The sequence below is a fragment of the Ferrovibrio sp. genome (assembly GCF_017994015.1).
GTDB lineage: Bacteria > Pseudomonadota > Alphaproteobacteria > Ferrovibrionales > Ferrovibrionaceae > Ferrovibrio.
Genome location: NZ_JAGOLP010000003.1, coordinates 73215 through 86284, shown reverse-complemented (window position 1 = coordinate 86284; position 13070 = coordinate 73215). Strand labels below are relative to the sequence as shown.

Genomic DNA, 13070 nt, shown 5'->3' with positions numbered 1-13070 from the left:
AATACATCACTGCGTGCGTAAACAATAAAAAACTGGGCAGGAAACAACCGAAAGGGACATCACCATGAAAGCGCAATTATTTGCCGCAGCAGTCGCGGCCAGCCTTGCCACCATGCCGGCTTTGGCCACCGACCGCATCGCCTATGGCTCCACCGCCATCGAATCGGTGCATTACACCTATGCCGTCTCTGCCGCCAAGGCGATCAATGATGTAGCCGGCGACAAGATGAATGTGACCGTGATAGCCACCGGCGGCGCGGTGGACAATCTGGCCCGCCTGCATCGCGGCCAGATTCAAATGGGCCTGGGTACATTCGAAACCGTGTATCAGGCCTATCGCGGCATCGACAAGTTTGAAGGCAAGGCACAGCCCAAGCTGCGCAGCCTGTGGGTACATTCGCTGGCGATCCAGCCCTATATCGTGCGGGCTGATTCCGGTGTGAAGCAATTGGCTGACCTGACTGGCAAGAAATTCACCGCTGGGCAGCGCGGTTCGGCCACCGAAAACATGGTGCAACAGATTCTCGCCGCCATGGATGTGAAGCCGGATTATTATGTCGCCACATTGTCTGATGCGGTGGAGGCGGTGCGCAACAACCGCTCCATTGGTTATGTCAAAGCCGGTTCCGGCCTTGGTCTGGATGGCACCACACTGGAACTCAAGACCCTGATCCCGATCAATGTGCTGAGCTTCAGCCCGGCGCAAGTCAAGACGGTGCAGGATCGTTTTCCCTTCGTCACCTTTGTCACCACCAAGCCGGGTGATATCGAAGGTCTGGGCGCTGTCACCATGCCGATACAGAGCATTGGTGAATTCGCTTATAGCGACACACTCAATGATGCCCAGGTGGAAACCGTTCTGAACGGCATCTTCAAGGGCCAGGCCATCCAGGGCGCCGCTTTCCCCGAGATCAAGAACATGGATATCGCCGAGAGCACGATGAAAGGCACATTAGTGCCGCTGCATCGCGGTGCGGTGGCCTTCTACAAGAAGCGCGGCGTTACTGTGCCGGATCATTTGATCCCACCGGAAGCCAAGTAAGCACTAAGCAAACGACCTGCGGCGCCATCGTGCCGGCGCCGCAGGCCGGTTGAATTTCAGGGGAGTGGGGAAAAGATGTCGACCATCGACAAGGATGCGTTTGCCGAGGCGCCGCCGCCGGAAGCCAAAACCGCGACTATCGGCTGGCTCATGACCGTCCTGGCCTTGGCCTTTGTACTGTTCCAGACCTACACCGCCGGCTTCGGCCAGTTTCCGCCGCTGGTGCAGCGCAGTGTGCATGTCGGCTTGTCGATCGGCCTGGTTTATCTGGGAGTTGCCGCTGTTGCGGATAATATCGCCCGCCGCTGGCTGATGGTTGTGCTGGCCGTATTGGTGATGGTTGCCTGCGGCTATCTGGTGGTTGAGGATGAACGCATCACCAATGAGATAGCGGTGGAAATCCGGCCGCATGAACTGGTGCTTGGCGTGGCCCTGCTGGCATTGATCCTGGATAGCGCCCGGCGCTCCACCGGCTGGATTCTGCCGATCATGGTGCTTGGCATGCTGGCCTACACCTTGTTTGGCAACATGCTGAGCGGCAATTGGGGACATCCCGGCTTCTCGCTCGATTTCATGATGGAGCAGCTTTATCTCAGCACCGAGGGCTTGTGGGGCACGGTCACCGGCCTGTCGGCCAGCCTGATTGCCATATTCATCATCTTCGGCTGCTTCCTGCTTGCCACCGGCGCGTCTGATACATTCATGAAGGTGGCCTTGATTGTTTCCGGCCGTTCGCCGGGCGGCGCGGCCAAAGTGGCGAATGTATCCAGCGCCATGTTCGGCATGATCAATGGTGCAGCAGTGGCCAATGTGGCCACGGTGGGCAATTTCACTATCCCGATGATGAAGCGCCTGGGCTATCGCCCGGCCTTTGCCGGCGCGGTGGAGGCCACGGCATCTTCCGGCGGGCAGATCACACCGCCGGTGATGGGCGCGGGCGCCTTCATCATGGCGGAATTGCTGCGCATGCCGTATCTGGCCGTGGCAGCGGCTGCGGTGATTCCGTCTTTCCTGTTTTATGTCTGCATCTGGGCCTCAATTGATGTGGAAGCGCGCCGCGAAGACATGAAGCCGGTTGATAAGGCCGATATTCCGAAATGGCGCGATGTGCTGAATTTCCGCGAGGCATTCCCGCTGGCGGCCACTATCCTGGTGATGGCTGGGGCAATGTTCACCGGCCGCTCGGCCGGCCTGGCGGCCTTCCTGGCCATTGTCACAAATATCTCGCTCTACATGCTGCTCGGGCCATGGGACAGGCAGGCTGTGCTGGATCGCCTGCGGCGATTGCTGGAAGGCGCCAAGATGGGCGCGCGTAATGTCATCAGCCTGGTCTCGTTGCTGGTTTGCGCCCAGATCATCCTGTCGCTGATCGGCTTCACTGGTATTGGCATTAAGCTCAGTGAGCTGATCCTCGGCGTTGGCAGCAGCCAGGGCATGGCGCTCACGGTGATGCTGGTGATGCTGGTAGCTCTGGTGCTTGGCATGGGCATGCCCACCACGGCAGCCTATCTGCTGGCGGCAGCAGTGTGCATACCGCCGATGATTGCGCTTGGTCTGCCGGCCTTGTCGGCGCATTTCTTTGTTTTCTACGGCGCCTTGCTCTCGGCGCTTACGCCGCCAGTCTGTACGGCGGTTTATACGGCGGCAGTGATCACGCGCACCGATTGGTGGCCGATCGCGGTGGAAAGCATGAAGCTGGCAGTGATGAAATTTGTGCTGCCATTCTATTTCATCTTCCGGCCGGAAATCCTGCTCAGTGGCAGCACCACCGATATCATCCGTGTTTTGATCGTAGGGGTGATTGCTTCCCTGTTGTTTGCAGTGGCCACCGGCGGGTTTTACCGTCGTCCGGTATCGCTGCCGCTACGCTTGGTGATCGGTGCCATCGCACTCAGCACCATCGATCCGGGCTGGGCCACCGATATCCTGGCATTGGCAACCTTGATCGGCCTGTGGGTCTGGCATCGTATGCCATCCATGGCGCGCGCCTGAGGCAGAGCGGCCAAGCTCCATGTTGTGGCGTTTGATGATGCTGAGCTGGGGTTTGGCCACTTTGGCCGCTGCCACGCAGTGGCGCTGGCTGGCCTTGGCCAGCGGCCTGGTGCTGGCGGCCTATCTTTGCCTGGCGCTGCCCGATATCAGCCTGACTGGTCGATTGTTGCTGGCGCTGCTGGTGGGCCTGATCCTGCTGCTGCTGAGCCAGACCGGCATGGCGGCGCTGGAAGCCGGCTTGCGCCAGGCGATTGTTTTTGCCGCCTTCATGCCCACGGCGCGGCTGATGCGGGCTGCTGCACGGCATGATCCGGCAATTATTCGGATTCGGCGCAATTTTTGTCGTCTGCCGCCGCAGAGCCGGCCGGGCTGGATGCTCTATGCCTCGCATGCGCTATCGGCCATGCTCTCCATCGGCGCCTTTGCCGTGCTGGCGCCGTTGCTGCCGCGCCAGGCTTCGCCATTGCGGCTAAGGCTGGCGCAGATGGCCTTGCTGGGCGGCGGCCTGTCGGTGCTGTGGTCGCCATTCTTTGTTGCCCAGGCCTTTGTTGCGCATGGCTATCCGGCGCTCGGCATCTGGCAGATTGTGCTGGCCGGCTTGTGCATTGCGGCTTTTGGCCTGTTCATCAACACATGGTTGGCCGGCATCCATGATGTTGCCGGCACATTACGCGCAGTGATCCCGGCGTTGGCCACGCTGTTGTTGCCGATCGTCAGTGCCGTTGCGGTGGTGCTGCTGCTCAATCGCCTGGGGGGCTACAGCAACATTGAGGCGATGGTGTTGGCTATTCCGCCGTTGGCCTTGCTGGCCGCATGGTGGCGCCGCCCGGCACATCTGCGTGCCTTGTTCAAGCAGGCGCCGCGCTGGGCCGCCGGTATGGGTGAGGAGATCGGTGTTGTTGCCTTGGCGATCCTGTTCAGCGCCATCCTGCAATATTCCACAATTGGCGGGCTGGCCGGTGATTGGGTGCGGCAGATCGGCCTGGCACCTTTCACGGTGCTGCTGATCGCCTTCCTGGTCATGGTCGGGCTTGAAATGCTTGGCCTGCATCCGATCCTCTGCGCAACCCTGGCCTTGCAAATCACGCAAACCGTGGCGGGCCAAATACCCGATCTGTTGCCGGCCATGCTGATCCTGGTGGCCTGGTCGTTCGGCTCGATCATGTCCTATTCCGGCTTGTTGCCGTCCATTGCCGCCGCCACTTTTGGTGTTGCCAAGCATCAGCTGATCTATGGTCGCAACCTGATCTATGTCGCCGTGGGCGTGATGCTCACCTGCCTGTTGCTGGTGGCATTGGCATATGCAGGTCGGGTGTCATGACATCAGGCTTTACCCTAAGCCTATTGAACCCATCTCGATAACCTGGAAAGGAACCATCATGTCATCGCGCCCGATTTCCACTCTGCTGGTCGCCAATCGCGGTGCCGCCGCCATCCGTGTCATTCGTGCCGCCAAGGCAATGGGTCTGCGCAGCGTGGCGGTATATTCCGAAGCCGATGCCGATCTGCCGTATCTGGCGCTGGCGGATCAGGCCTTGCCGATTGGCGGCGCCGCGCCGCGTGAAAGTTATCTCAACCAGGATAATCTGCTGGCGGCGATGCGCGAATCCGGCGCCGATGCCCTGCATCCGGGTTATGGTTTCCTGTCCGAGAATGCGGAATTCGCAGCCAAAGTGGCGGCGATGGGCGCGGTATTTGTCGGGCCTTCACCGCATCATATCGATGCCATGGGTCATAAGGCGCGGGCGCGTGATCTGATGGCGCAGCATGGCATGCCGGTGAGTGCCAGCAGCGCCGTGCTGGGCGAGGATGCTGGCGAGATTGCTGCGGCTGGTGCTGCCATCGGTTATCCGGTGATGGTGAAGCCGGCTGGCGGCGGCGGCGGCATCGGCATGCTGGCAGCCAGGGACGAGGCGGAATTGCTCAGCGCCGTATCGCGCGCCCGCTCGATGGCGAGCCGCAGTTTTGGCGTGGCGGATATTTATCTTGAAAAGCTGCTGCTACAGCCGCGCCATATCGAATTCCAGATTCTGGCGGATCGTGCCGGCAATGCCATGCATGTTTTTGAGCGCGATTGCTCCGTGCAGCGCCGGCATCAGAAAGTGATCGAGGAAGCCCCGGCGCCGGGCCTGGCGCGGGCGGTGACACGCAATATGGCCGGCCGTGTTGCCGGCATCATGGGCGCGATGCGCTATGATGTGATCGGCACGGTGGAAACCTTGCACAGCGCCAGCGCCGGCTTCGGGTTTCTGGAAGTGAATACCCGGCTTCAGGTTGAACATGCCGTGACTGAAGCCGTAACTGGTCTTGATCTGGTGCGTTGCCAGATCAGGCTGGCGACGGGTGAGGCTTTGGCCGATGTGGTGCCGGTGCTGCCCGAGCCGCAGGGCCATGCCATTCAGGCCCGCATCTATGCCGAAGACCCGGTGCGTTTCCTGCCATCGCCGGGGCCGCTGACCGTATTCCGGCTGGGCCAGGGCGAGGGTATCCGGATCGAAACCGGCTATGCCGAGGGCAATATCATCACGCCCTATTATGATCCGATGATTGCCAAGGTAATCGCACATGGCGCGGATCGCGCCGAAGCCATCCAGCGCCTGGATGCGGCGCTGGCGGCGAGCCGGATTGAAGGGGTGAAAACCAATATCCCGTTGCTGCGGGCCATCCTGGCCTTTCCGGCCTTTCAGGCCGGCACTGTGCATACCGGGCTGGTGGCGGATGTGCTGGCGGCTCAAAAGGCGGCAGCGTGAATTTTTAGAGCACCAGTTTCTGATAGCGCCGGAAACATTCACGCGCGTTGCGGATATTGGTGCGTTTCAGCCGCTCGGCATCATCGGCGCGGCCTTCATTCATCGCGGTCAGCACGCCGCGATGCTCTTGTAGGCCTTCCAGGGCGCGGCCTGGCACCAGGATCAGGCGGCGCACCAGGAAGCCGGTGCGCTCAAACAGCGAATCGAGCATTGAAGTGAGGATCGGGCTGTCGCAATGATTGATGATCTCGCGCCGGAACGTGTTGATCAATTCGGCATAGGTTTCGAGCTCGCCGGCCCGGATCATCGCCTCGGCGCGGTCGCCAAATTTTTCCAGCATGCCACTCCATGAGCCGGGGGGCGAATTCTCGGTGGCACGGCGCACCGCCACACCTTCCAGCACTTCGCGCACATCGTAAATCTCAAAAACCTGCTTCGGCTCCAGCCGCATCACCACCGCGCCGCGATTGGGGATGCGTTCGATCAGGCCGCGCTGTTCCAGGGTGCTGAACACATCGCGGATGCGGGCGCGCGAGACATTGAATTCATCGGCCAGATCATGTTCGCGTAGCTTGCTGCCGGGCGCCAGCTCCTGCGACGCAATGCGGTCGCGTAATACCGCCAACACATCAGCGCCCGGCGCCGAGACAGGCCTGGCCTTCCTGGCAGTTTTGGTTGTTGCGGCCATCGTCGACTCTGCCTGCTGTTAAACCTCGCCGGTTATGGTAACACAATTGTTGACAATATGCGATCCCGGGCGCCATGGAATGAAGCGATTGCCGCGACCGGGCGGTGTCCGCGCCCTAGGTCAGGATCTTTATGTCGCCGGGGGTGTTTATGCCGGCGCGATAACGCTGCGTGGCGGCCCAAGTGACAGTGGGGGCGCAATCCAGATCCATGCTGCGATACAAATCTGCAACCATGCCTGGCTCGGGATGTTCAAGGGCAAGCCAGGCCAGCCGCGCGCCGAGATCGGGAATTGTCGCCATGTTGCGTGCTTTGCCGCGCCGATCAATGATGCAGGGCGCGGCGCCGCCCAGTGGCAAGCCGCCTTCCTGTCCCTGTGCAAAATCGAATAGCGGGGCGGCAGGCGGCAGCGCCAGCGGATGGCCGAAAATCGTGGCATGGCTGGCTAGCGTGGCGGCGATGTTGGTGCTGCGCGCCACCCAGCCGCGCAGGCGCAGGCCGGCGTCCCAGGCGGCGCGAATGCCGGCCTGGTCATCCAGCCCAAACCAGCGAGGCCAGGGCGGCGGCGCTGCCGCGGGATCAAGTGCAATGATTTCGAGATAGACCGACCCGCCGAGTTGCAGCAGATGGTTATGGGTTGCCATATAATCATGGCGCTGGCCGAAGGGGAGATCGAGATCCAGGCAATTGCGCAGATGCGCCACGCCCTCGGCCAGGTTCGGCGCGATGATGGTAAGGTGATCAAGATACAGCTTGCCGCCCATGGCGGCGGCAGATGTAGCCAGTGTCATTGATCTCCCTGCCCCGCCGCCAGATGTCAGGGAGGAATCTCACATAAAATATTCCGCAGAGAAAGCTTGGCGGCGGGAATTATATGCCCAGAAACTGAAAAGCGCGTGCCGTGCTACCACGGCCTGGTGGCTGACCGGTCTCTACTTGACCACAAGATCGTTCTTCACCGACTTTACACCCTCGACATTGCGGGTGATTTCGCCGGCTTTGGCGCGGCTGGCAGATGAATCAACAAACCCGCTCAACTGTACCGCATCCTTGAAGGTCTCGACGCTGATTTGCAGCGACTTCAGGCTCGGCTCGTTCAGTATCGCGGCCTTCACCTTGGTGGTGATGGCGGCGGAATCAACATATTCGCCGGTCGATTCCTGGCGCGGGGTGGAGGAGCAGGCCGCCAGGGCGCTGGTGGCCGCGAGCAGGGCGGCAGCGGCGACGAACATGCGCAGGGTTGGATTCGATATCATGGGGAAAGCCTTTCGAATGATGCAAATTGGCAAACGACTGGCGAGTTGGCGCGTGATTACTTTTTCTTCCACGCTGGATCGCCCAGGTTGATCTGGTCTTCATCAGTGAGCGCGCCTGTACCGGCACCAACGGCACCGCCGATCACGGCGCCTTCAAGCGGCGCGCCTACCAGGGCGCCGCCAACCAGGCCAACAGCTGCGCCGATGCCGCCGCCGGAGATCGCACGATCTCCCTTGGAATCGCCGCAGGCACTAAGCCCGAGCAGAGAAGCAAGGATGAGGGTGAAAATTACGTCTTTGATCATCATGGTGGCGGCTCCAGAAAAATCTGTGCAACTGGGAGCGGACCCCCGTCTGGATTCCAGCCGGAAGCAGCGGTAATCCGCTGGTTCATTTCTTAAGGGCGTCCTTGACCCCGCCGATGGCGTTTTGCAACTTGCCAGCAGCTTTGTCGGCCCGGCCTTCAGCCTGCAATTTGCTGTCGCCGAGGGCTTTGCCGGCAACCACCTTGAGCGAGCCTTTGGCCTGTTTGGCCGAGCCGGTGATGCGATTCTTATCCATGATGCAACTCCCTAAAGTGATGGTTCCGGGCTATAGCCGCCCCAGCAAAACAAGAACGACAACAACAATGAGAATGATGCCGATGCCGCCGCTGGGGTAGTAGCCCCAGCTTGAGCTATGCGACCAGGTCGGCAGGGCGCCGACCAGAAACAACACCAGGATGATCAGCAGAATGGTACCAACGCTCATGGGGAAAACTCCTGGAGATGCAGGGCTGGATGCAGGCGTAGCGCGTTCAATCGAGGGCTGGATGATCAGGCGATCAGTCAGCAGGCTAGGATTGAGACATGATTAGGCGCCTAATATTGGCGGTGTGACAGGATCGGAAATTACCTACCCGTGCCTCGCTCAGCGGCCGCCAATGCTATACGCGCCAGCGCCGGGAGCGATTGTGAACCGGTATTTTTCATGATTGCGGCGCGGTGATTCTCCACCGTGCGCTGGCTGATGCCCAGATCAGCGGCGATATTCTTGCTTGGATGGCCGGCCAGCACCAGGTCCATGATCTGACGCTGGCGCGGCGTGAGACTGGAGACGCGGCCGGCCGCCTCATTCTGCCAGGCCGAGAGCTTGGTGGAGTCACGGGCCTGTTCAAGCGCCCGTTCGATACTGGACAGCAGCTCGTTTTCGCCTACCGGCTTCTCGATGAAATCCAGGGCGCCGGCCTTCATCGCCTGAACGGCCATCGGCACATCGCTGTATCCGGTGATCATGATCGAAGGAATCCGATCTCCGGCATTGCCCAAATGATGCAGTAAATCAACTCCACTCATATTGGGCATGTAAGCGTCAACCAGTAAGCAGGCTTCACGGCCAGGCTTATAGGCGGCAAGGAAGGCCGCGCCTGAAGCATATGTTTCAACCACTCGGCCATTTGCTTCCAGCACAGTGCGAATGCTGTCGCGCACCTGGCGGTCGTCATCAACAACAAACACCACGGCCTGCCCAGCCAAAGGCTTTGCCGGCGTGGTAGATTTTGATTCAGTTGGCAGGGCAACAAGCAGATGCTGGATGCTCTGTGTCAACTCCGCCATCAACACGGGTTTATTGAGTTTGAGGCAGGCCTGCCGGGTGATTTCGCTTTGCGTCTCGGTCGAGATATCGCCGGTCAGGATAATCACCGGAATATGGTGCAATAGTCGTTCTCTCAGCTTTACAGCCACTTCCAGGCCGTTCAGGCCATTCGGCAGATTATAATCCGCCAAAATCAGGTCTGGCCGCAGCCTGTTTTCGGCAACCAGTTTCAAGGCGATCACACCGTCGGCGGCGGTGCTTACGTCATGGCCTTCATCCCTGAGGATGATTTCCAGCAAGTCGCGCAATTCCGGATCATCCTCGATCACCAGGATATTGCCTTTGCGAAGCGCCGGGATAATTGCTGGTGCTGGTGCTGGTGCTGGTGCTGGTGCTGGTGTGGTGCGTTTCTCCTCAATGCGGCGTGACGCCGGTTCATTGGCAGGCAACGCCACTTCAATGGCAAAAACCGAGCCTTTACCAGGCTCCGAATGCACGCTGATCGCATGGCCTAGCAGGTTGCCCAGGCGCTGTACAATGGAAAGGCCAAGGCCAAGGCCGCGGCTGCGCTCGCGCGCCGGATTGTCAATCTGGTGGTATTCCTCAAAAATGGCCTGCAATTCCTCCTTGGCAATGCCAATGCCGGTATCCCAGACTTCGATATGCAGTGCGCCATGATGATGGCGGCAACCCAGCAACACCTTGCCGCTTGTCGTATACTTCAACCCATTCGAGAGCAGATTACGGATCATCTGCTCCAGCAAGCGTGGATCACTGCGGATTGATTGTTTGCAAGGCAGCACCCGCAATTCCAGGCCCTGTACCTGGGCATAATAGGTGAATTCCTCGCGCAGCCGGTCGAACAAACTGTTGAGTGGAAATTGTTCTATTTCTGCCCGGATCGTGCCAGCTTCAATCTGATTGATGTCGAGCAACGCATTGAGCATGCCAGACATGGTGGCGAGGGTCTCGCCTAGCCGTGTAACCAGTTTTGGCGCAGCCTCGCCCACCACAACCTTTGCCAGCAATCCCTGCAACAAGGACAAGGTCTGGAGCGGTTGACGCAGATCATGGCTGGCCGCTGCCAGGAAGCGGGATTTTGCTGCATTGGCCAGTTGTGCTTGCAGTTTTGCCGCTTCCAGTGCATTGCCCGCCCGTTTACGCTCGGTGATATCGGTGAAGGTTATGACCACACCTTCAACACCGCTATCCTGGGTGCGATAGGGCAGAGTGCGGCGGACAAACCAGGTGCCGGACTGGGTTTCCACTTCACGTTCCAGGGGCAGCAGGCTATCCAGCACAGCTTTGGCATCGGCCAGCGAGGTGCCGTCATCTGATAGTGAATTGAAGGTTGCCAGCGGCCGCCCAACATCACTCTGCACCAAGTCAAACAAGGCGCGTGTTGTCGGGGTGAAGAAACGAATATTAAGCTTGGTATCCAGGAAAATCGTTGCCACATCGGTGCTGTACAGCACATTCTGCAAATCATTCGATGTTGTGCGCTGCCGCTCCAGGGTTTCCTGAAGCTGGGTATTGAGGGTGGTCAGTTCCTCGTTGAGGGTTTGCAACTCCTCCTTAGAGGTCAGCAATTCCTCGTTTGCAGCCTGATATTCCTCATTAACCGAAAGCGCTTCCTCATTTATCTCTTTCTCGGCTTCAATCGAGATTTCCAGGCTGCGAATGGCGCCCTGCAATTCGGTGCGCGTCGCTTTGAGATCGTGTTCAAGTTCGGTGACGCGCGAAACCTCCTGTGGCAGCATAGCGCGCTTGTGGCGCTCTGCCGGCTTTGGTTGGTCGATGAAGGAAACCAGCTGGAATGCCTCAGCCTCATGCATAACCGGCTGCACCAAGATGCGGAATGCGATTGCCTCACCAGAATGCCCCACTCTTCCACCGATCAGGCTGATCGGAGCATTCTCCTGTTCAGCACGCTGGATCGCCGAGCGGAGTTTGGTGCGCAGCCCGTCGCGCGCCATGGCTAGCAGGTCGTGGCTTGGATGCCCCGGCACTATATGCAGGTAGAGATCAGTCGGCCCAAGCGAATAGACCACCTCACGTTTGCGATTGATCAGCACTGAAGCCGGCGCGTAAGTATCCAGCACCAGCTTGCGGCACAGTTCGGCCAATGCAGCCTGTTGCGATGGCGCCGAGCCGGGTGACTGCCGCAAGGCAAGGCGCATGCCACCAGCATTGATCGGCACGCCAAAATCACCGGGGCGGCTTGGCCCGATATGCCGGTAGATGCGGTTGATCTTGGAGACTATGTCGAAGCGGCCGGCATTGCTGCCGATGGTTTCCGCGTTGCCGAGCAGCAGCAGGCCACCCTCGCGCAGGGCAAAATGAAACAATGAGATCACCTTGGCCTGTGCCTCAGGTTGCAGGTAGATCAGCAGGTTGCGGCAGGAAACAAGATCAAGGCGCGAGAATGGCGGGTCGATCAGCACATCCTGCACAGTGAAGATCACCGCAGCACGCAATTCCGGCAAGACTCTGTAGCCATGGGTTTCCTTGGCGAAGAAGCGCGCAAGCCGGGCGGGTGAAACATCCACTGTAATAGTTTCCGGATAGAGTCCTTCGCGCGCCGTGGCAATGGCATCGGGATCAACATCGGAAGCGAAGACCTGAAGTTTTATGTTCCGTTTGGATGCCGCGATCCGCTCGCGAAACAGCATGGCAAGCGAATAGGCTTCCTCGCCCGTGCTGCAACCGACGATCCAGATGCGCAGATGATGATCAAGCAGCCGGTTGTTGACAAGATCAGGGATGATCTTGGTTTCCAGCATGTCAAACACTTTCGGGTCACGAAAAAAGCCGGTGACATTGATCAGCAGGTCTTTGGCCAGCACATCGGCTTCCAGGCTGTCATGCCGCAAGGTATCAATATATTGCTCAACATCACTGATCTCTATGCCAACCATGGCCATGCGCTGCTCGATACGGCGCTGCAAGGTCCCGGGTTTATAAAGCGTGAAGTCATGCGCAGTCCCGGTGCGCAGAACATCGATCACCTTCGCCATCCAGGCCGGCGTTGATTTAGGCAATTCTCGATGATTCAGATTGCCGGGTTGCGGCAGTGATTGCATATGCTTGATCAATGCTGCCGGCATCTCGGCCACCGGCAGCACCATATCCACGCTACCGGTGGCTATCGCATTCTGCGGCATCCCGTCATAGTTGGCCTCTTCCGGATTCTGGGCAATTACCAGGCCGCCATGCTGCTTCACCATCTTTATGCCAAGGCTGCCATCGGTGCCTGTGCCAGATAGAATCACACACATCGCGTTATTGCCGGTTTCAATCGCCAGAGATTGCAGCAAAAAATCAAATGGCATGCGTGTGCCATGACGCTCACGCGGCTTGGTCAGGCGCAGGGCGCCGCTTTGCAGGGCAATATAAACGCCGGGTGGAATGATATAAACGCAGTCACTTTCCACCAGCATGCCTTCGGCGGCATGGCAAACCTTCATCGCGATATGTTCTGAAAGCAGCTCAACCATCATGCTGGGATGTGTCGGGTCGAGATGCTGCACCAGGATAAAGGCTGCGCCACTATCCGGCGGCATGGTGCCAAAAAATTTCTGGAAGGCATCGAGGCCGCCGGCAGAAGCGCCCAGGCCTATCACCGGAATGGCGGGGTCAACGGGCAACGGCAAGGTATGCTGGAGCTGTTGCAGCCCAACGGTGTCATCCGGTAGTGGCCGGCGTTTGGTCATGTTGTCTTTCAGCCCCACCCTGGCGCAGCGCGCTAACTGGCGGGAAGCTTTCAGC

General features: G+C 59.3%; 11 protein-coding genes. 4 read left to right on the top strand and 7 right to left on the bottom strand.

Translation table 11 applies throughout. From position 1 onward, the window contains the following. Positions 1-64 precede the first annotated feature (64 nt). The 4 genes from KBB36_RS03285 (at position 65) to KBB36_RS03270 (ending at position 5784) form a co-directional block, all read left to right on the top strand. Positions 65-1042: a TAXI family TRAP transporter solute-binding subunit gene (locus KBB36_RS03285; protein WP_290976834.1), complete on the top strand. Its 978-nt coding sequence runs from the start codon at positions 65-67 to the stop codon at positions 1040-1042. Between the two features lie 75 nt (positions 1043-1117). Continuing rightward, complete coding sequence (locus tag KBB36_RS03280; protein WP_290976832.1) at positions 1118-3034, top strand: TRAP transporter fused permease subunit; 1917 nt, start codon at positions 1118-1120, stop codon at positions 3032-3034. Between the two features lie 19 nt (positions 3035-3053). Then, a complete protein-coding gene (locus KBB36_RS03275; protein ID WP_290976829.1) occupies positions 3054-4355 on the top strand; it encodes a hypothetical protein in 1302 nt (433 codons plus the stop codon). A gap of 58 nt (positions 4356-4413) precedes the next feature. Further along, entirely contained in the window at positions 4414-5784 is a 1371-nt protein-coding gene (locus KBB36_RS03270; protein WP_290976826.1) for a biotin carboxylase N-terminal domain-containing protein, read from the top strand. 4 nt (positions 5785-5788) lie between these two features. Here KBB36_RS03270 and KBB36_RS03265 read toward each other — a convergent pair whose 3' ends face one another. From KBB36_RS03265 to KBB36_RS03235, 7 genes are all read right to left on the bottom strand, one after another. Further along, positions 5789-6472, bottom strand: a complete 684-nt coding sequence (locus KBB36_RS03265; RefSeq protein WP_290976823.1) for a GntR family transcriptional regulator — start codon at positions 6470-6472, stop codon at positions 5789-5791. A 115-nt stretch (positions 6473-6587) separates the two neighbouring features. Then, a complete protein-coding gene (locus tag KBB36_RS03260; RefSeq protein WP_290976820.1) occupies positions 6588-7262 on the bottom strand; it encodes a VOC family protein in 675 nt (224 codons plus the stop codon). Between the two features lie 141 nt (positions 7263-7403). Further along, on the bottom strand, positions 7404-7727 hold the full coding sequence (locus KBB36_RS03255) for a BON domain-containing protein (protein WP_290976818.1): 324 nt from the start codon (positions 7725-7727) through the stop codon (positions 7404-7406). 56 nt (positions 7728-7783) lie between these two features. Beyond that, the gene (locus tag KBB36_RS03250; RefSeq protein WP_290976815.1) at positions 7784-8035 is read right to left on the bottom strand and encodes a YMGG-like glycine zipper-containing protein; all 252 of its coding nucleotides are present in this window, start codon (positions 8033-8035) and stop codon (positions 7784-7786) included. A gap of 82 nt (positions 8036-8117) precedes the next feature. Further along, complete coding sequence (locus tag KBB36_RS03245) at positions 8118-8288, bottom strand: CsbD family protein (RefSeq protein ID WP_290976812.1); 171 nt, start codon at positions 8286-8288, stop codon at positions 8118-8120. 30 nt (positions 8289-8318) lie between these two features. Continuing rightward, positions 8319-8477 carry a DUF3309 family protein gene (locus tag KBB36_RS03240; RefSeq protein ID WP_290976808.1) on the bottom strand — a complete coding sequence of 53 codons (159 nt, stop codon included), beginning with the start codon at positions 8475-8477 and terminating at the stop codon, positions 8319-8321. A 140-nt stretch (positions 8478-8617) separates the two neighbouring features. Beyond that, positions 8618-13015 carry a chemotaxis protein CheB gene (locus KBB36_RS03235; protein WP_290976805.1) on the bottom strand — a complete coding sequence of 1466 codons (4398 nt, stop codon included), beginning with the start codon at positions 13013-13015 and terminating at the stop codon, positions 8618-8620. Positions 13016-13070: the final 55 nt, after the last annotated feature.